At 45.6% G+C, this 21,667-nt stretch carries 12 protein-coding genes; 7 read left to right on the top strand and 5 right to left on the bottom strand.

The genetic code is table 11. From position 1 onward, the window contains the following. Positions 1–8 precede the first annotated feature (8 nt). Positions 9–632, bottom strand: a complete 624-nt coding sequence (locus tag ACZ5ZC_RS06670; protein ID WP_005395624.1) for a hypothetical protein — start codon at positions 630–632, stop codon at positions 9–11. 325 nt (positions 633–957) lie between these two features. After that, positions 958–1,278 carry a DOPA 4,5-dioxygenase family protein gene (locus ACZ5ZC_RS06665; RefSeq protein WP_005375836.1) on the bottom strand — a complete coding sequence of 107 codons (321 nt, stop codon included), beginning with the start codon at positions 1,276–1,278 and terminating at the stop codon, positions 958–960. A 657-nt stretch (positions 1,279–1,935) separates the two neighbouring features. Here ACZ5ZC_RS06665 and pdhA point away from each other — a divergent pair. The 3 genes from pdhA to ACZ5ZC_RS06650 are packed head-to-tail and all read left to right on the top strand — an operon-like array spanning position 1,936 to position 5,151. Further along, positions 1,936–3,030 (top strand): pyruvate dehydrogenase (acetyl-transferring) E1 component subunit alpha, encoded by a 1,095-nt coding sequence (gene pdhA, locus ACZ5ZC_RS06660; RefSeq protein WP_464931532.1) that lies wholly within the window; start codon positions 1,936–1,938, stop codon positions 3,028–3,030. Next, complete coding sequence (locus ACZ5ZC_RS06655) at positions 3,023–4,006, top strand: alpha-ketoacid dehydrogenase subunit beta (RefSeq protein ID WP_268853450.1); 984 nt, start codon at positions 3,023–3,025, stop codon at positions 4,004–4,006. The genes pdhA and ACZ5ZC_RS06655 overlap by 8 nt, the downstream gene beginning before the upstream one ends. Continuing rightward, entirely contained in the window at positions 4,003–5,151 is a 1,149-nt protein-coding gene (locus ACZ5ZC_RS06650) for a dihydrolipoamide acetyltransferase family protein (RefSeq protein ID WP_464931531.1), read from the top strand. The genes ACZ5ZC_RS06655 and ACZ5ZC_RS06650 overlap by 4 nt, the downstream gene beginning before the upstream one ends. Before the next feature lie 66 nt (positions 5,152–5,217). Here ACZ5ZC_RS06650 and ACZ5ZC_RS06645 read toward each other — a convergent pair whose 3' ends face one another. After that, on the bottom strand, positions 5,218–6,183 hold the full coding sequence (locus ACZ5ZC_RS06645) for an electron transfer flavoprotein subunit alpha/FixB family protein (RefSeq protein WP_464931530.1): 966 nt from the start codon (positions 6,181–6,183) through the stop codon (positions 5,218–5,220). 138 nt (positions 6,184–6,321) lie between these two features. On the opposite strand from ACZ5ZC_RS06645, the gene ACZ5ZC_RS06640 reads away from it, so the two are divergent. Beyond that, positions 6,322–7,983, top strand: a complete 1,662-nt coding sequence (locus ACZ5ZC_RS06640) for an electron transfer flavoprotein-ubiquinone oxidoreductase (protein WP_432609390.1) — start codon at positions 6,322–6,324, stop codon at positions 7,981–7,983. A 159-nt stretch (positions 7,984–8,142) separates the two neighbouring features. Here ACZ5ZC_RS06640 and ACZ5ZC_RS06635 read toward each other — a convergent pair whose 3' ends face one another. Beyond that, a complete protein-coding gene (locus ACZ5ZC_RS06635; RefSeq protein WP_464931529.1) occupies positions 8,143–16,677 on the bottom strand; it encodes a VCBS domain-containing protein in 8,535 nt (2,844 codons plus the stop codon). A 368-nt stretch (positions 16,678–17,045) separates the two neighbouring features. Here ACZ5ZC_RS06635 and ACZ5ZC_RS06630 point away from each other — a divergent pair, with 368 nt between their 5' ends. The 3 genes from ACZ5ZC_RS06630 to ACZ5ZC_RS06620 all read left to right on the top strand — a co-directional run bounded on the left by ACZ5ZC_RS06630 (position 17,046) and on the right by ACZ5ZC_RS06620 (position 20,966). Then, the gene (locus tag ACZ5ZC_RS06630) at positions 17,046–18,359 is read left to right on the top strand and encodes a TolC family outer membrane protein (protein WP_054868229.1); all 1,314 of its coding nucleotides are present in this window, start codon (positions 17,046–17,048) and stop codon (positions 18,357–18,359) included. Between the two features lie 5 nt (positions 18,360–18,364). Next, entirely contained in the window at positions 18,365–18,982 is a 618-nt protein-coding gene (locus ACZ5ZC_RS06625; protein ID WP_168187771.1) for an OmpA family protein, read from the top strand. A gap of 328 nt (positions 18,983–19,310) precedes the next feature. After that, complete coding sequence (locus ACZ5ZC_RS06620) at positions 19,311–20,966, top strand: ABC transporter substrate-binding protein (RefSeq protein ID WP_464931528.1); 1,656 nt, start codon at positions 19,311–19,313, stop codon at positions 20,964–20,966. A gap of 74 nt (positions 20,967–21,040) precedes the next feature. Here the strand turns inward: ACZ5ZC_RS06620 and ACZ5ZC_RS06615 are convergent, their stop codons facing one another. After that, positions 21,041–21,613, bottom strand: coding sequence for a protocatechuate 3,4-dioxygenase (locus ACZ5ZC_RS06615; RefSeq protein ID WP_012842497.1), 573 nt, complete (start codon positions 21,611–21,613; stop codon positions 21,041–21,043). Between the last annotated feature and the right edge of the window lie 54 nt (positions 21,614–21,667).

Raw genomic sequence — 21,667 nt, 5'->3', positions numbered from 1 at the left:
AAGTCTATCTAAGGTTTATTGCTCTCTTTTTTCATAGATGGCAAAACAACCGCAACCAATAACGCTAATAATAAGAATACAGGAGTAAGCGTTAACCCGTGCCAGATCGAATAACCGTCATGGAACAACCAGAAAATACCAACAGTCAAGAGATACGCAAAGTAACTGCAAAACACTAAGCTAATCGCAACAAAGCGAGTTCGATTGATAATAAGAATCCGCACTAGATACTGACTAAGAATACCAGAACAGTGCATGGCAAGTTGCCAATTGATGATAAAGAAAGCAAGCGCAATAAACCCTGCAACCACTAGTGAATCGTGAGTATTTAAAATAAAGTAGCTACCAAATCGGCTTATGATGATCGGGTAATCCCCTTCATATACTGTTGACCAAGATATCGCATTTGCTGCTGCAATATAATTCGCAAAATAAGCGATGGCGTAAAAAGTCGTTTGAGAACTGAACGGCTGAAATACATCCGTACAATATCCTCGCCATTCTTCTTTGTTGGCGGTAGGTCCAACCCAGTTACGTTTTTGATGAGCGACGCGCTCGGCGAATGCAGGTCCGTTGCGAAACAACAACCAAAATATATACAGTGAAAGTATGACCAAGAGTATCGAAAACATACCCTTCCCCCTCAGAAATTATCGGCTCCACTGCCAATGGCGTTGGGGTCGTAAACTGCACTTCCCTGCGATATCTATTTCATTTATCTGAACTTATTATTTTATTGCTGCCAAAACTTATTTAACGACATGCTAAACAGAAACATGGTCTCACTTGATGTTTAAGCTCAAAAACCTACTTGTAGGTTTAGCACACAAAAACAGGGCCTGCAGAATGGAGAAAAGGAAATCGCGACTTATTAACGAACATGAAAACGCTAACTTGCTACGGTGACCGCGATGAGGGGAGAAGCATTCAAAGCGGTCATACATGCGGGAGGAACAGCTATTTCTCTAGCTTCTCTTCAAATACACCAATCTCTCTACCCAGCCAAATCGCGCGTTCCGTATGATCGAGCAACTCTTCTTCACTCACAGGATGGATAAGCACAGAAAAATCACCTCGAATTGTATCGAGCCAAGCCAAAAACTCTTCACTCAATGACTCTAGATGAATTTCAAACATCGGCATTTTATGTGGGCCAACCAATCTTCCAACCAAAGGAAACACACGCAGCACATCTTGACGCTCTTGACGGATGATCTCGTTCAAGGCTTGCGCTTTATCTTGTTCTCTTAAAGGAAAATAAACATGAGCGTGATACATAATTTCTCCATAATCACTTCGACTTGAGCGCCATCTACTGCTGATAAGCTCAAGGACCGCCGAGGGTATACATTTGTAATGCCGTCACCCTACCCTGATTCCACTCTGTTGGGAAGAAGTTATGTATTCTCATAAGGCCGAAGTTTCGGGCACAACAAAAAATCTCAATACAACACATAACAACTACTTGAGTTGATTCATTAATAATGACTCACTTTGTCAAATTTTACAGCCAAATTTTGTTGCAAATATGTTTCATTAACCAGTAATTAAATTCGAGTTTAAAAATGCCACCAACAAAATAACAGCATATTACTCTGCCAAATCAAGGTGTAAGCAAAACTTTACTACTGGGCGAAAGTCAAAATGAAGCACAATTTAACAATTTGTTTACACTTATTGTATCTGGCTATACCACGATTTAGTTAGAGGGTTAGATGCAGAAAAAATGTTTCTCTGTGTCTTGCGATGAAATAGCCGCAGCGGTGTTATCGGAAAATAGTTTAAAGGACGTACAGATGCCTACAGCTATAGAAAACACAAGCAACCTTAGGTATGGCCTTTGCGCTGATATCAGAGTTTGAGTACCCATACAAACTCTGGTTTGATATGAACAGCTGCAGTCCAAAAGACACGCAGCGTCAAAAGGAGCTTGAGATGAACGTTCAGGCATTACCCATGCATCGGTTTATCGACCATCATGGGGACCTAGTCGGCCAACTACCCAACTGGGCTGACACTGAAACTTTGGTCGGGTTTTACCGAGACATGGTATTGACTCGCACTTACGACAACAAAGCCGTTGCGTTGCAACGCACCGGCAAGTTAGGGACCTACCCTTCGCACCTAGGTGCTGAAGCCATCGGCATTGCGGTCGGCAGAGCGCTGAAAGCCGATGATGTATTTGTCCCTTATTATCGCGATATGCCTGCAATGTGGTGTCGTGGTATTGGCATGGAGAAGAATCTTCAATACTGGGGCGGTGATGAGCGCGGTAGTGATTTTGCTCCAGAGGGCAGCCCAATTCCTAGCCGAGATCTTCCATTCTGTGTCCCCATTGCGACGCAATGTACGCACGCTGTCGGGGTGGCTTCCGCACTGAAAATTCAAGGTAACCATGAAGCTGCGCTAGTCATGTGCGGCGATGGCGGTACATCCAAAGGGGATTTTCTAGAGTCAATAAACTGTGCGGGTGCTTGGAATATTCCACTTGTTTTCGTTGTGAATAACAACCAGTGGGCAATTTCAGTGCCGCGTAGCCTTCAATGTGCTGCCGATTTCTTATCAGAAAAAGCGCAAGGCTCTGGTATACCGGGCATTACGGTAGATGGTAACGATGTCGTCGCCGTTTATGATGCAACCAAGACCGCACTTGAGAGAGCGAGAAAAGGGAAAGGCGCAACACTCATCGAAGCGGTCAGTTACCGATTAAGTGACCACACTACTGCCGATGATGCGACTCGTTATCGTAAAGAGGACGACGTTCAAACCGCATGGCAATACGAACCTATAGCACGTCTTAAAACGTATCTCCTTAATCAAGGGGCTTGGAGCGATGAACAAGAGCAACAATGGCTAGAATACTGCAAGGAACAAGTGGAACTGGCAGTTGAACGCTACCTCAACTTACCGTCACAAGCACCAGAAACTGGGTTCGATTATTTGTATGAATCGCTTCCCCAAGAGCTTCACGCTCAAAGAGATGAACTCATCAACAAAGCAATGCGAATGCAGGGAGGCAAACATGGCTGAACTAACGTTAGTTGAAGCAGTAAACCTCGCTCTGCACCACGAAATGCAACAAGACCAAAATGTTGTCGTGTTAGGTGAGGACGTAGGTGATAATGGTGGCGTATTCCGTGCCACCGTAGGGCTCAAACAAGAGTTTGGTCTCAAACGAGTGATCGATACGCCCCTCGCTGAAGCGTTAATCGGCGGTGTTGCGGTCGGTATGGCAACGCAAGGATTACGACCTGTCGCCGAATTTCAATTTCAAGGTTTCGTTTTTCCTGCAATGGAGCACTTAATGTGCCACGCTGCACGCATGCGTAACCGAACTCGCGGTCGCCTCACTTGCCCTGCGGTTTTCCGTGCACCATTTGGTGGCGGTATTCACGCTCCAGAGCACCACTCAGAAAGTATAGAGGCGCTATTTGCGCACACTGCTGGCTTTAAAGTAGTGATTCCTTCTTCACCTCAACGCGCATACGGCCTGCTTCTCGCCGCGATTCGAAGTAATGATCCTGTCATGTTCTTCGAACCGAAACGCATTTATCGAACCGTAAAATCTGAAGTCGTTGATAATGGCGAAGCACTTCCACTCGACACCTGCTTCACCTTACGTAAGGGGCGCGATATCACGCTTGTTACTTGGGGCGCATGCGTCGTAGAGTCACTTCAAGCCGCACAGACCTTATCTAGTCAAGGGATTGAAGTCGAGGTGATTGATTTGGCGAGCATTAAGCCAATTGATACCGCAACGATTTTCAGCTCACTAGAAAAAACCGGACGTTTACTCGTTGTTCATGAAGCGAGTAAAACTTGTGGTGTGGGCTCTGAGCTTTTAGCTCGAACAGCCGAACACGCCATGTGCTTACTAAAAGCCCCACCTAAACGAGTAACTGGAATGGACACCATTATGCCTTATTACCGTAACGAAGATTATTTCATGGTTCAGGAAGAAGACATTGTGACCGCAGCGCGCGAACTCGTGGAGGATTGGAAATGAAGACGTTTAACTTACCCGATCTCGGCGAAGGCCTCGCTGAATCAGAAATTGTAAAATGGCACGTTAATGTCGGTGACATGGTTAAGTTGGATCAAGTGATCTTAACTGTCGAGACAGCAAAAGCGACGGTCGACGTTCCCGCCCCCTACTCGGGCCGTGTAGTCAGCCGCCATGGGGCAGAAGGTGATATCGTCAATATTGGCGCATTGCTACTCGAAATTGACGAAACTGGCGCAGAGCGCGGGGCTACGGTAGAGAAAAAAGAGACCGCTGACGCCGCGACCGTTGTCGGCAATGTTTCTCATCAAGCGCATCACGTTAACGTCGATGACTTCTGGATTGGAGGCAATCACAACACGACTGAGAGTAATCTAGTTACTGCTCTACCGTCGGCTCGTCTATTGGCACAAAAACTTGGGGTAGATCTTAATCTCGTGTCAGGCAGTGGTCCAAACGGTCTTATCGTTGATGCCGACATTTACGACGAAGCCGGAAAACAGCGTCCGGGCACAGAAGTATTGAAAGGTGCTCGACGCACCATGGTGTCCTCGATGACTGAGTCACACGAGCACGTTGCTGCCGTGACCATTACAGAAGAAGCGTTGCTGGAAGACTGGCTGCCGAACGAAGACATCAGTATCCGCCTGGTTCAAGCGATTGTTCATGCGTGTCAGGAAGAGCCCGCTTTAAATGCTTGGTTTGATGCAGAAACCATGACGCGTTGCGTGCACAATACAGTTAACCTTGGTATTGCTGTAGATAGCCGTCATGGCTTGTACGTACCCGTATTGCGCCACGCAGATGAATACGAGCCACAAGATGTTCGTCGTTGGCTCGATCAAACTGTTGAAGGGATCAGAGAGAGAAAAATCGGTCGAGAGCAATTACAGCACGCGACGATTACGCTTTCCAACTTCGGAGCGATTGCCGGCATTTACGCGACACCTGTCGTCACACCTCCACAAGTCGCTATTGTTGGTGCTGGTCGAATACTCGACCGAGTGGTGATAAGAAATGGTCAAGCAATTTCGGTGAAAGCAATGCCGCTATCAGTAACGTTTGATCATCGCGCTTGTACTGGTGGTGAAGCAGCAAGGTTTACTAAAGTGCTTGCAGAACACCTGCAACGCCCGAGCGAAAAGTAACTGGTAAAAACCAAATGATAAAGGCTTCCAGCTCGGAAGCCTTTTGTTTGAGGAAGCTGATTATATCTACAGCTTCTCTAGCAACTCCGGCATCACCTCAAATAAATCTCCGACCAACCCATAGTCAGCGATGTCAAAAATAGGCGCATCGGGATCGCTGTTAATTGCGACAATCACCTTTGAGTCTTTCATTCCCGCTAAATGTTGAATAGCACCAGAAATTCCGACGGCAATGTATAATTCAGGTGCAACAATTTTACCAGTTTGCCCGACTTGATGGTCATTAGACACATACCCCGCATCAACCGCCGCTCGGGACGCTCCTACCGCTCCACCTAGCTTGTCAGCCAATTGTTCGACTAAAGCAAACTTCTCTTTACTCCCGAATGCACGACCACCCGATACCACCACTCTAGCCGCTGGCAATTCTGGTCGCTCACTTTCTGGCGTTTGCTGCGAAATAAACTCACTCAGTTTGTTGATAATCACTGTATCGACTTGAGTAACCTTAGGGACAACTGGTGTGTCTGACAGCTCTACGGCATCAAAAGCCGTACTTCGTATGGTCATAACTTTATAGAGGTCGTTCGACGTGACTCTCGCCAATGCATTCCCGGCATATATTGGACGAATCACCGTATCGATAGACTCGATGGTCATCACATCCGAAAGTTGCCCTACATCGAGCAACGCCGCCACGCGAGGCATTACATTCTTACCAAACGTACTAGCAGGAGCAAGAATGTGCGAGTAATCTCTGGCTACTCGTGAAATCAAAGGCGCAATGTTTTCCGCTAACCCATGCTCGTATTCCTTTGCGTCAACCCAGATAATTTCTGCAACGCCCTTAACACACTTCAACTCATCCAAAACCGATTGGCACTGATAACCAATAAGCAATACAGAAATAGGAAGCGATTTAGCATCATCCTTGATATCAAATGCCGCTTTAATTGCACACAGCGTCCCTACAGCCAACGACTGGTTGTCATGTTCCGCAATGACAAGTGTTGCTAATGGTCGGTCATCCATGGTCATGCCTCGTATAACACGTCAGATCCATTACTTGAGCTTAGTTCACTTCACGTTAACGTCAACTGAGCTATAGTTTTCTGTATAGAAACCAAAAACCTGTCACGCAGATGACGATAATAGAAAGGAAGCATAGAGATGGAACGAGAATGCATGGAGTTTGATGTCGTGATCGTGGGAGCCGGACCTGCGGGCTTAAGTGCCGCTTGTCGCCTAGCTCAACTTAGCCAAGAGAGTGAAGGTGACGCACTTTCAATTTGCGTTGTAGAAAAAGGCTCAGAAGTGGGCGCACATATTTTATCTGGCGCTGTTTTTGAAACTAATGCCTTGGATGAACTTTTCCCCGATTGGAAAGAAATGGACGCCCCGCTATCAGCCTCAGTTCAGCAAGACCATTTCCTTTATCTTACTACTGAGCAAAACCATATTCGCGTCCCTCATTTCCTTACGCCACGTCCAATGATAAATGGCGAAAATAATTATGTAATTAGCCTTGCCAACCTTTGCCGTTGGCTCGCTAACCAAGCAGAAAGTCTTGGGGTGGAAGTTTTTCCTGGCTTTGCCGCTGCAAGCATCAATTATGATCAGACTGGCGCCGTGACAGGCATTAATACGAGCGATATGGGACTAGATAAGAACGGCCAAGTCAAACCTAACTTTGAGCCAGGTATCGAGCTAAAGGCAAAATACACCCTTTTTGCTGAAGGTTGTCGCGGACACCTGGGTAAAGAACTTATTCAAAGGTTCGACCTAGACGCAGGCAAGCAACCTCAGCACTACGCGCTTGGCTTAAAAGAGATATGGGAATTACCCTCTGACAGCAAGGATGTATCTGGCAGTGTTATCCACTCCGCTGGCTGGCCTTTGAGCGAGACAAATACCACTGGCGGCGGTTTTCTATATCATATGGAAAACAACCAAATCGCGGTCGGTTTGATCGTAGATTTAAACTACAGCAACCCTTACTTAAGCCCGTTTGACGAGTTTCAACGCTTTAAGCATCATCCAGCTATCAAGCAACACCTAAAAGGTGCCCAACGTATCGCATATGGTGCAAGAGCCATTGCAAAAGGTGGACTTTCTTCTCTGCCGAAACAGCAATTCCCCGGCGGTTTATTGATTGGTTGTGATGCAGGCACTTTGAATGTCGCTAAAATTAAAGGCAGCCACACAGCCATTAAGTCCGGAATCATTGCAGCAGAAGCAGTACATACTGCCCGACAAACTGGGGCTTCTGAGCCAGACTACCAGTCATTGTTTGAATCATCATGGTTGTATGACGAGCTCGCCGAAACACGTAACTTTGGTGCGAACATCCACAAGTTTGGCAGCATACTGGGCGGTGCACTTTCGACCTTTGAGCATAACCTATGGCAACCACTGGTTAAGAAGCCGTTACCTTGGACTGTCAAGGACTATTCGTACGATCACGAACAGTTAAAACCTAAACAAGAGTGCCAACCAATTACATACCCAAAACCAGATGGTGAAATCAGTTTTGATAAGCCTTCGTCGGTATTTTTGTCGGGAACACAGCACGAAGAGAACCAACCTTGCCACCTTGTTCTGACTTATCCTCACATTCCAATTGATGTGAATTTGGGTATGTATGACGAGCCGAGCCAGCGCTATTGCCCTGCAGGGGTTTACGAAGTGGTGGAAGTTGAGAGTAAGTTGAAGTTTCAGATAAATGCCGCCAACTGCGTGCATTGCAAAACCTGTGACATCAAAGATCCTTCACAAAACATCACATGGAAAGCGCCAGAAGGTGGTGGCGGACCAAGCTATCAAAACATGTAACCAAAGAACCACTTAAAGTGCGAAGCAGTGCATTTACTACTGCCAATTTTTGAAGTGGTTAGGCAAAAAGTCGGTAACTAACAACAGCAGAAAAGAAAAACAGCACCTGATGATTCAATCAGGTGCTGTTTACTAAAATAACTTTATCTTCAGGTAATACTAATCCACGTTAAAAACTTGGTGATGGAACAGCTGATCAACAATTTCATGAGATGTCGCTGACGACCCTAGCTCCAACCCTGATAAATCAAAGTTCTCTAATGCCACTGACATTGTGTTGCTGCCTTCTCCAGTAATCGTCAAATTCAGAGTATCTTGGGCACTATCGTAGTCTGCGCTTACGTGTTCCAACAAGTTATCCATATCCGTTGTGTCGTCACCGACAAACTCAAGAATGTCACTCAAATCCAACTTGTCTTCATCCAGCCTAAAGTCTTTAATCACATCTCTTGATGACGTCATGTCCAGTGATTCTTGAGTAAAGGTGAAGGTGTCAATACCCTCTCCACCTGTCAAGATGTCACTGCCTAGGCCTCCCATCAGGATATCGTTTCCAAGCCCACCAACCAGAATGTCATTGCCTGCGCCACCATTCAACGTATCTTCACCTGCTTGACCTAGCAAAATATCAATGCTTTCGCCACCAGTGATGCTATTCGCAAACTCATCTCCCACCGACGCATGGCGCTCAGTTTGGGTAATATCGGTACCAGAATCGTTTAATGTAAGTGTAAAGACGTTTTCACTTATGCCACCTTTACCATCAGACACTTTAAACAAGAAATGCAAATCCGCCTGCTGGTCCCCCTGTAGAGTAAGTTCATCGCTTTGAGTAAAGCTATAACTGCCATTGGATGACACTTCCAAAGTACCGAACGCTGTCTGGATATGAAGTTGACCATCTACGTCACTGGTTGAAGAAACTAACGGCTGATTTACGCTTACACCGTGCAGATCTGCGCCCAACAGAGTGAAATCGCCTTCTGCCAAAGAAATGGTCATGCTATCACCATCAGCGTCCTGGCTTCCCGCCAGTAACTCACCGGCAATTGGATCGGGAGAGAACTGGTTTAGGTACTGCCCCAAGTCTTCACCTGAGTCGATAAACACCACTTTGTCGCTAAGCTCATCTAGAGCCTCTGCTGCTTTGACATTATCAGAGAGAGCAATACCAATCCCATATACCTTGGCGTCATGAGTCTGTTTGTAATCCTCCCAGCGCTCGTCTAGATCAGGAGAAGTAACAGCGCCCTCGCTAGGGTTGGGTTCGCCATCTGAGATAAAGAATATGGTGTCCTTACTCTCTGACGGTTTTTCTGGACCGAAATAGTCCCAACCATCCTGCCAAGGGTAAACGGCATTACTTGCCTCACCAGGCTCCATTACAGCCTCTAAAGCTTTATCGTAATCCGTATTGGTACCGTATTCTACGTCACACCAGTTGCGCACATATTCTGACACTTCATTTTGGAAACTTAAATCGTTTGGATCACGGCCATTCATCTCTGGTGGGCGTGTCATCAACTCAACTTCACTCAAAGTCAGCCAGCTATGTGTGGATGTATCACCGTCGAAACGTACCAGGCGGATATAGGTATTTGATTCTCCTCCATCGGCAATCATGTTTTCAACCATGGAATGTAACGCTGCTGCTTTGTAAGCTCTCGATTCAGTTTTCGGTGCGGTTGCATCACGACCCACGGTATTCTCACCGTCAAAGGTACGGGTCATGCTGTTCGAGTGGTCGAACACTACCGTCACTTTATTGATCGGTAAGTCTTCCATCTGAGCAAAGCCCTGAACTGGAGACGAGGTTGGGGCATGGTTCTCAGTGACATTCAGGATAACCTGAGTTGTATCGGTATCCACACCATCGCTTGCAGACACTTCCAACTGATACGTTTGCTGAGTCGAGTGATCCAGTTTTACACCATCTTTCAGCCAAATCTCACCGCTATTCGAGTCAACACGGAATAGGTCAGCATCACCACCACTCAATTCATACTTTATGGTGTCACTGCCATCCGGATCAAACGCTTCCACCTGGCCGACTAATACCCCAACTTCTTGCTCAGCGACGTCAAAGCTTGCTGTATCTTCTGTTGGCATACCGTTGGCATCGGTGCCATGGGTTTGGTCTGTATCACCGACACTGATGAATTCTGGTGCGCGATCTCGGATATCAATGGTAACTTCGCTATTTGTAGTATCACCGTCAGCATCAATAACCGTAACGTCAAGTTTCTCTTGTTGATGACCTACAACATTACTCGCTTGATAGTCGTAGTGACCATTTTCAAAGTTAATGGTCAGCTTGCCGTGGTTGGTATCAATCTGCGCCAGAGAATGATCCGATATTTTCGTGCCATCGCTGGTAGTGACATCATCGTTTACTTTGTTGTAGTAATATATCTCGCCATTGATAGTGATGTGATCTACCCACTGAGCATCACCGCCATTGTCATCCAGAAGGTTACCTTGCAACTGGCCTGAGACCGTTTTACTAAGCAAATCCACAATCTGAGAATCATCTACAACGACAATAGCACTGCCTTTATCTGTAGCGATCGACTCCAGATGTTCCAGAGACGCACCATTACCGATACCGACAGACCAGATATTTTCAACATCCTGACCGCTACTGCTGATGCCATTTTCCATCGCATTTTGCAGAATGATGCCCTCTTCTTCAGAAGTAGGCTGAACCCGACCATTCACTATGTCCTGATAACGCTGTTCACTTTCAAAATCATCTGATGTTGACCACTTAATCAAGTTTTCACGGGTTTGAATTTCTCCCACGTTCGTTTGATTTGTCCAATAGGTAAAATCGGAAGGTCGACCATCTGAGATAAAGTAAAGCTGGGTATCGGTATTACTAAGCAATGCGTCATCTTCTGGATCACTAAGTATTTCATTTATTTGGTCAACGGCCTGGTTATATGGCGTCGATGCATATGGATGTATACCAGAGATAAAGGCATCAATGGCCTCGGCAGAATCTAGCCACTCAGAAATCTGGCCAGATGGTTGTCCGCTGTAAGTTGCAATTCTAAAACTTACTGGCCCCAAATCTTGGTATTGCTCAAACATTGACTTAATAGAGTCTTGAGCAAGTTGCCAGCGAGTAACATATTGTCCGTCTGCATCTGTTACCCAGTCGAGCATTGATTCTGACGCATCAAGCGCAATCACAACACTATTACTTTGTGAATCAACATCATTTATTTCGTAGTGAGCTGAAGACGATGACGGTAATGAATCCGTTACATTCAGATGCAAGGTGGCACTCTCAGACTGACCTCCGGCATTCACCTCGACGCTGGCGCGGATATCCAGCATGTCCGCCCCCTGCTCCGCATGATCAAGAGGCATATGTTGATCAACTGTGAAATGACCCGTTTTGCTATCTATGTTGGCTTGAACCACTTTGATGCGGTCGGCACCTGTTCCAGTATAACCAGTTAGAGTGCTCTGATCTGCACTCACTTCAAACACGACCTCTTTACCATCGCTGGTGAAACCACCTAGGTTTTGATCGGCGTTGAAGTGATATTCAGCCTCCGTTGCAGACCCGAGGTTTGCGATAAAGTTGCCTTCAGCATGTACGCCAGTATCCGTGCCAACTTGAGATTCATCCAATGCTGCGTGTGCATCGCTGAGCGACATAGGCTCACCCATCACACTAACGGTAACTTTTGCTTTATCAGTCAGACCATCGTCATCACGGATGGTGTATTCGAAGGTATAATCTTTCACTTCACCCGTTTTCAGGGTTTGTTGATCAGCTGGCAGTGACTCTAGGTACTTGGCCGCATCAAAGACCAATTTACCATCTTGCAGATTAAGGAAACTTTCTGATGGATAGTCGATAATAGTCAGAGCGTCACCATCCGGGTCGCTGTCATTCGCTAGAACATCCAGCTCTAAAGTACCTGAGCCGTTGGTCTGGTAAGCGTCATCAAAGGTCGTCAGGTCCGCTGATACCTGAGTAATAAAGTACTCTGAGCCTTTAGGATCAATGACACCGTCTTTATAGCTGGTAGTAGACATTTCAATACTATCGAAGAAACGCCCATCTGCATTGATGTTGACTACTTGATTACCACCACGGGTACCTTCAAACACACCTGTCGCAACCAAGTCACCTTTGTAGTAAGCCTTCCAAACACCGCGCTCAATACCAGGCTCCCAGCTACCGTTCGAAGTGTCTGTCCATAGGTTTTTCACTTCAACTTCAGCATGATCGGCAACCTGACCATTAGCAAAGGAGAAGCGCATTGCTTCACTTTGTCCGGTTGCATCATCATATCGAATCTGACCATCTTGAACCCGGTCTGAGCCGCTGTCTAGCGCAGAACTAACGCCATATTTGTGGTCGCCGTCACCAACATAATCAGCTTTCGATGCATCAGAAACCTTGTTTCCAGATCGAGTATCAATCACATAATAATCAACTGTGATATCAGTGCTATCATCCCAGTTGCTCTGGTCAAGTGTCTTGGTTGTTTTTTCAATGCCCTTATCATCTTCAGCAATAGGGGCTTCATTAATATCACGAACCAACACTTCGACCTGAGCGGTGTCTTTACCGCCAAACTGGTCACGAGCTTCCACTTCTAGCTGGTAGTTATCGATAGATTCATGGTCCAGATTTGCACCATTTTTGACACTGATCTCACCAGTAAGACTGTTGATTTCAAACAGTTCGCTATGACCGTTTAAGTGATACGTTATCTGACTGTCCTGATCGACATCGAATGCATTTACTTTTCCAATTACACCCGATTGACTGTTTTCATCAACGCTAAACTGGTAACTATCGATGTCGGTTTTACCTTGAGCATCCAGACCAAAGTTGTCATTACTCCCACTAACAAATTCAGGAGCATCATTAGTGCCCGTAATATCAATCACGATCTTTTGTTGGGTGCCATCGGTCGCCGTGAGAGTGATGATGTCTTGCACCTGGTCACCCTCGTCCAACTGTTGAACCTGGCTTTGATCCAGCGTATACGTCCACTTTCCATCCGCCAATACTAGCTCACCGTAGGTGCCCGTAACGGTAGTGTTGCTGAACACTGGCTCATCGCCATTATCAACATCAGAGATAGTGATGGTGCCTGTTGCGGTCGCGACATCGCCGAGGTTGCCTTCGCTCACCTTGCCAGTAAACGTACCGTCAACAATAGGCGTGTCTTCGGTGCCCGTAATATCAATCACGATCTTTTGTTGGGTGCCATCGGTTGCCGTCAGGGTGATGGTGTCTTGCACCTGCTCACCCTCGTCCAGCTGTTGAACCTGGCTTTGGTCCAGCGTATACGTCCACTTCCCATCCACCAATGCTAGCTCACCATAGGTGCCCGTAACGGTAGTGTTGCTGAACACTGGCTCATCACCATTATCAACATCAGAGATAGCAAGGGTGCCGGTTGCGGTCGCGACATCACCGAGATTGCCTTCGATCACCTTGCCGGTGAACGTACCCGTCACGACTGGCTTGTCTTCGGTGCCCGTAATATCAATCACGATGTTTTGTTGGGTGCCATCGGTTGCCGTCAGGGTGATGGTGTCTTGCACCTGGTCGCCCTCGTCCAGCTGTTGAACCTGGCTTTGGTTCAACGTATACGTCCACTTTCCATCCAACAATACCAGTTCACCGTAAGTGCCCGTCGCTGTAGTGTTGCTAAACACTGGCTCATCGCCATTATCAACATCAGTAATAGCAATGGTGCCGGTTGCGGTCACAACATCACCGAGATTGCCTTCGGTCACCGACCCCGTGAACGTACCGTCAACAATAGGCGTGTCTTCGGTGCCCGTAATATCAATCACGATCTTTTGTTGGGTGCCATCGGTCGCCGTGAGAGTGATAGTATCTCGTACCTGATCACCTTCGTCTAACTCTTGAACCAGACTTTGATCCAGCGTATACGTCCACTTTCCATCCACCAACACCAACTCACCATAGGTGCCCGTAACGGTAGTGTTGCTGAACACTGGCTCATCGCCATTATCAACATCAGTAATAGTAATGGTACCTGTTGCGGTCGCGACATCACCGAGGTTGCCTTCGGTCACCTTACCCGTGAATGTGCCCGTCACGACTGGCGCGTCTTCAGTGCCCGTAATATCAATCACGATGTTTTGTTGGGTGCCATCGGTTGCCGTCAGGGTGATGGTGTCTTGTACCTGCTCACCCTCGTCCAGCTGTTGAACCTGGCTTTGGTCCAGCGTATACGTCCACTTCCCATCCACCAATGCTAGCTCACCATAGGTGCCCGTAACGGTAGTGTTGCTGAACACTGGCTCATCACCATTATCAACATCAGAGATAGCAAGGGTGCCTGTTGCGGTCGCGACATCACCGAGATTGCCTTCGATCACCTTGCCGGTGAACGTACCCGTCACGACTGGCGCATCTTCGGTGCCCGTAATATCAATCACGATCTTTTGTTGAGTGCCATCGGTCGCCGTCAGGGTGATGGTGTCTTGTACCTGCTCACCCTCGTCCAACTGTTGAACCAAGCTTTGGTCCAGCGTATACGTCCATTGCCCATCCACCAATACCAGCTCACCGTAGGTGCCCGTAACGGTGGTATTTGCAAAAATCGGATCGTCACCATTATCGACATCAGCAATAGCAATGGTGCCTGTTGCGGTCACAACATCACCGAGATTGCCTTCGGTCACCGCCCCCGTGAACGTACCGTCAACAATAGGCGTGTCTTCGGTGCCCGTAATATCAATCACGATGTTTTGTTGGGTGCCATCGGTCGCCGTGAGAGTGATAGTATCTCGTACCTGATCACCTTCGTCTAACTCTTGAACCAGACTTTGATCCAGCGTATACGTCCACTTTCCATCCACCAACACCAACTCACCATAGGTGCCCGTAACGGTAGTGTTGCTGAACACTGGCTCGTCGCCATTATCAACATCAGTAATAGTAATGGTACCTGTTGCGGTCGCGACATCACCGAGGTTGCCTTCGGTCACCTTACCCGTGAATGTGCCCGTCACGACTGGCGCGTCTTCAGTGCCCGTAATATCAATCACGATGTTTTGTTGAGTGCCATCGGTCGCCGTGAGAGTGATGGTGTCTTGTACCTGATCACCCTCGTCCAACTGCTGAACCTGGCTTTGGTCCAGTGTATACGTCCACTGCCCGTCCACCAATGCTAGCTCACCATAGGTGCCCGTAATGGTGGTGTTTGCAAAAATCGGATCGTCGCCGTTATCAACATCAGAGATGGTGATGGTGCCGGTTGCGGTCGCAACATCACCGAGATTACCTTCAGTCACCTTGCCGGTGAACGTACCGTCAACAATAGGCGCGTCTTCGGTGCCCGTAATATCAATCACGATGTTTTGTTGGGTACCATCGGTTGCAGTGAGAGTGATGGTGTCTTGCACCCGGTCACCCTCGTCCAACTGTTGGACCTGGCTTTGATCCAGCGTATACGTCCACTTCCCATCCACCAATACTAGCTCACCATAGGTGCCCGTAACGGTGGTGTTGCTGAACACTGGCTCATCGCCATTATCAACATCAGTAATAGTAATGGTACCTGTTGCGGTCGCGACATCACCGAGATTGCCTTCAGTCACCTTACCGGTGAACGTGCCCGTCACGACTGGCGCGTCTTCGGTGCCCGTAATATCAATCACGATGTTTTGTTGGGTACCATCGGTCGCCGTCAGGGTGATGGTGTCTTGCACCTGCTCACCCTCGTCCAGCTGTTGAACCTGGCTTTGGTCCAGCGTATACGTCCACTTCCCGTCCACCAATGCTAGCTCACCATAGGTGCCCGTAACGGTGGTGTTTGCAAAAATCGGATCGTCGCCGTTATCAACATCAGAGATAGTAATGGTACCTGCTGCGGTCACAACATCACCGAGATTGCCTTCGGTCACCTTACCCGTGAATGTGCCCGTCACGACTGGCGCGTCTTCGGTGCCCGTAATAGAGATCACAACTTCATGCTCAGTGCCATCTACAGATAAAACGGTAATACTTCTGATGACTGGGTCACTGTCATGATCCAAAGCCTGCACTTCTTCGTGCTCATTATTCAGCTGATAATTCCAGTTACCGAAAGCATCAATTGAGAAGACGCCCCAATAACTATCTTGAACCTCACTCTGTGATTGGAATAACGCTTCACCTGTATTTGGATCAGTAACACTGAGGTTGCCAGAAGTTCCAAGCGTCACGTCTTCTTGAACGGCACCTCTATCTTCACCATCAATCAACGTTTCAGTTTCACCAAGCTCTGAGGTTGTGAATCGAGAAATATTAAATAGCGTTATACTTTGCTCTGTCGTCACGCCGGCGGTTTCAAAAAAAGTACTTGCTAGTACTTCTGCCCCCGTTCGTTCAACAGTACCAGAGGCCGTCAAACTTGAACCCGTAATTTCACCAGCTTCAGTAGCATATTCATCACCTAGTTGACTCGGGTCTTGTCCTTTTTCGATGGCCTCTAATATTTTCGCAAGCTTGTCGGTAGAATCAGTTTGAGCTTCACCTTCTGTGTCAGCAATATATACATGCTGAGGTTGGATCTTCCCCTCTACTAATTCAACGACCACTTCTCCCGGTAACAAGTTTTCTTTAGACGCAAAAGCTTTAATTTGACCATCTAGGCCGATTACAACATAGGTTTGTGCGGTTAATTTTGATGGTCCAACCAAGAGCTTATACCTCATTTAGTAAATACAAAAATCTCAAAGTCCATAAAACTAAGAAAGTAATAAGACTTATTTTCAAGAAGCGATATACACAATTGGGCGTAAGCTAGCATCAATTAACCCACCTAAAACACGCAATTATCCTATCAATAATTTTCATGTTTTAAATTTGTTTTATTTTGCACCGTAAAAACATATGTTATGCGACCTATTTTTAATATTCTTTAAACTTGTCATTAAATTTTCATTGAAATAGCAGCTTACATTCCAAAAAAGCAAGCAAAGGGAAACGTTTGCCTTGGGTAACATTAGTAATCTTTAATATTTATTTTTGAAAAATAACTGGCGTTAAATTATTTGGGGAGATTTTAGTGAAGCTAAGTAATATTAGTATCGCGTGTTTTGGTTTGCTAATACCACTGGTTTCTAGCGCACAAACTTTAGAACAAGCAATAGCGACAACATTTGCAACGAACCCTGATATCAAAAGTGCGTTTAACGAGTATATGAGTAGTCGTTATATTATCGATAAATCACGTGGAGCATATAAACCTAGTCTCGATATTGACGCGGGTATCGGTTACGAGAGCATTCACCCTTCCGACTCTACTGGTAAGAGTGATACCGAGATGACCCGCAAAGATATGGCAATTACTCTTACCCAGTTGATCTGGGATGGTTCAAAAACCCTATATGACATTGATCGTACCTCTGCAGATGCAGAGTCTGTGCGTTATCAGTTACTTGCAGATGCCCAAAATGTTGCGTTAGAAGTCATCAAAGCTTATTTGGATGTAATAAAAACACAAAAGCTGACTGCGCTTTCCACTAGCAACCTAAACACACATAAGCGAATTTATACTGATATTAAAAAGCGTACAGAGTCAGGAATTGGCTCAGTTGCCGACCTTAACCAGGTTAAAGCTCGTTTAGCAAAAGCTCAAAGTAATGTTTTAGCTGCACAAAATAACCATAAAGACGCTCAAACAGCATTCTTTCGCTTAGTTGGTGAGGCACCAACTAACCTTATTTTTCCGCACGCAGACCAGAACTTTATCCCCAATTCTCTAGACGAGGCCCAATCGCAGGCTTTTGACAATCATCCTGTCATAAAAATAGCACTCGCAGATGTCGATTCTGCCAGGTTCCAATATAAACAAGCGGATGCAAACTATTTCCCAGTCATCTCATTTGAAGCGAAACAAAGCTGGAACGATGATGTAGGAGGAGTAAATGGTCTCAACTCTGAAACACAAGCAATGCTCCGTGTCCGATACAACCTTTACAACGGTGGCCGAGACTCTGCAAACAGTGACAGTATGGCCTACCAACTCAATAAAGCGAAAGACCTCAGAGAGCGAGCATACCGAAGTGTGGAGCAAGAGCTCCGCCTTTCTTGGAGCGCTCTTGAGCTGACTAAACAACAAAAGTCTTTTTTAATACAACACGTTGATTCCATGTCAAACACCGTTATTGCATACCAAAAACAATATCGTATTGGAAAGCGCACCCTACTTGATCTGCTGAACACTGAAAACGAGTTGTTTGAATCACGCAAAAACTACTTAGAAACACAATTTGCGCAGCAATACGCACAATATCGAACCCTGACTTCAACCGGGCAGCTTTTAGACGCATTGCGCGTCGACATACCGGAAGAGTGGACTCAATCGGTGGAGTACTAAATACAATGAAAAAGAATCTTCTAATCACTCTGGCTTTAGTCATAATGAGTCATCATAGTGCATACGCAAAAGATGAGCTGGCGTACATTCCTATACCAAAGGCGAATCAGATTGCTGACCTAAACGACTTGGACCAAGATGGTGTGATAAACGCTCGTGATCTTTGCGCAGGTACTCCAATAGGGGCAGAAGTGGACAATGATGGTTGTGAAACCTATTTGCATAAAGAAGAGCAATACCAACTTAAGATTTTGTTTGATAATGACTCTGCTCTTATTAACCAAATTTTTAAAAACAAGATAGATGAGTTGGCTGCATTTCTTAAAAAGTATCCAACCACTTCTATAGAGATACAAGGATACGCAAGTAAGGTAGGACGCGCAGAATACAATTTAAACCTATCTCGCCATCGTGCAGAGAATGTACGCGATCTATTGATAGAAAAAGGAATCCCGGGTGACCGCCTCGCAATTATTGCTTTTGGCGACACACAGCTAGCAGAGCCGGGTATGGATCGTGTCAGCCACGCATTAAACCGCCGCGTTACTGCCACTGTTGTCGGCCAGCAAGGGATGGTTAAAGATGAGTGGACGATATTCACTACCTTCCCAGAAGTAAAATAAACTTATACCCCTGCTTATTTACATAGATGAGTGGGGGTATTTTCATGCCATTACGCCTAACTAATTAGACACAACTAATAAAACAAACACTAACATTAATCATAACTCACTAATATTATAGTAAAAATTAAAAGTGAGCCTTTGCTCTCTATTAGTAGTAATATATTAGAGTCAAAATGAAAACCACCAATACTTTTAAATGGGAAGAAGATAAGCCAATCAATAACACTGAGAGGTTTAAGCAATCACCTTTCTTCACCACAATATGAAATCAATTTATTATATAGCTTTAATAAATCAATCATCTATTGAGGAAACATAATAAAACATGACAGAAACATGTCTTCGTAGATTGAGCCAGTTATTAAAACATTACAAACACTCTCAAACGTATCAGGTAAACCTCGACGATTTAGAACTGGTTTTTTCAACTTCTAGACGCAATATATCTAATATACTGAGAATACTTGACAGCTACAATTGGATCCACTGGGAGCCAGGTCGTGGCCGTGGGAAAGCCAGCACACTAAAAGTGACGGTAACAATACACCAAGCCCTCTACTTTACGATTCGTAATGAAATCAACAATGGTAGTTTTGACGTCATCTCGAGGTTACTTGAGCATTACCGTAGCACCGCTGTAAGCGCACTTAGCCAAGCACTCGCAGAAGTTTCAGAAGAAAACAAAGATTCAAATACACTCATCGTCAGCCAGTATCCTTGGGTAGATGAGCTAACCCCTTCACTGACTTATCGTTTTTCAGAACTGCAGGTAATACGCAGCTTGTATGACACCCTATTTACCGTTGATCACTACGGTCAATTAAAAAATCACCTCGCTTGTGAGTACAAAAATGAAGGCAGTTGTATATATATTTGGCTCCGCCCTGATATCTACTGTCACGATGGGCTAACATTACAAGCAGAAGATGTCGTACACTCTTTAAATAAGCTCATTACAACAGATGGTCCCGTCCAAAAATTACTTCAGCAAGTCACTCGTATCAGCTTCGATAATGCCAAACAAGCTATACGTATTGACTTAAATCAGCCTAATAACTTATTCATTTACTGCTTAGCAACCGCAAATGCGTCTATCACTACTCGACGTCAGAAGAGCTTTAAAGGTCGCAGTATCACAATAGGTACTGGCCCGTTTGTACTTAGGCATTGGGATACCGACAAAATAGTACTGAAGAAACATCATAACTATTTCGCAAAAAAGGCATTATTGGAGCAAATCACGCTCTCTCATCAGGGGACTGAGCTGGATCAATACATCAGTTATAATCAGGAAACTGACGATACCGAATGTTATATGATTCAGGCATTTTCTTTTCTAGCACGTAACCGTCGCGCCGAGTGCTCACTAAGCGAGCAAACTTGGCAGCGCCTATTTTCTTTTATTGAGAGTCGTAGATTTGAATTTGCCAAAGCGAATGGCTTGGAAACGATGCACATTCTCGATGATAGCTCTCACAACGAGAGTGTTCCTCAGCTTGAGGGAACGTTAGTCATAACCCATCCAAAGTGGACGATTGATTATTTAAGTAAAGCGAACCAATGGATCGTAGATTTAATCCGTCAAACTGGGTTGCATGTAGAATTTGTGGAGCTAACTGACGCTAGTAATCCTCAACTTGTAAAAGAACAAGCCGACTTGCTCTTTGTCGAAGATGTCATTGAGCCACCTTTAACCTATGGAATTTATGAGTGGCTATTAACAGGTACAGGTATTCGATTTGCTCTTCACTCTGATGAATTTGAACAGCATGTTAATCACGTACACGATGCAGTCTCAGATCCCACGCCTGAAAAACGTTTGGAGGGAATACTCTCAGAGCTCAGAGATGATACAACAATCTTACCATTGTTCTGGGGGCAAGAAAAAATCACCAGAGCGAAAGGTGTAAGCGGTGTTCAATTCCGTAAATCTGGGTACAGTGATTTCTACAAACTAAGAGTCAGAGCCGGACAAGACTAATCTGTTAGAAGCTTCTGTTTGCTAATTACTTTGGTAATCTACGATGTGAGTTTTCAAAATAACGCTTAATCGTACTAAGCGAGCACAAAATTGAACTCACCGACCACACGACCATCAATGTTGACAGGCTCAAACTGCAAATAATCACGGGCTTTTCCGCCCCACCACTCGTTACCAGTTCGCCCTTTCAAATAAAGCTGAGTCGTTAACAGCTCTTTCTCTCCACGCCACAATTTTACGTGGATGTGGGGAGGTCGAGAGCTATATGGAACCGGAAATAACGTTTGAAAAAGGTAATTCCCATCTTCGCCAGTTAAAACTGCACCAAAGCCTGCAAAGTGAGGATCAAACTTATTATTGTTAGGTTGATTCGGGTGATCATAGATGCCTTGTCCATCACATTGCCATATTTCTATTTTCATTTCAGACAATGGGTTTCCTGCTGTATCCATTACCTTACCCTGAAGAAAAATGGGCTCACCAATAAGACCTTTCGACTGCAAAATCAAATTTTGACGAAGTGGCACTGGAACCACGGGATAAAATGGCCCTTCCGTTTGAGGCGGTGTCGGCTTCATTGGGCTAGCGGATTTTAGCGAAGGCGCAAATATTAGCGACCATAAAGCTAAGAAGTGTCGACGTTCCATATCATCACCAGTGATTGTTTACCTTACTTAAGTTTGGTGATTCTTGATGATTTT

The sequence above is a fragment of the Vibrio sp. JCM 18905 genome, assembly GCF_055393305.1.
This window is presented reverse-complemented; position numbering and strand designations above follow the sequence as displayed.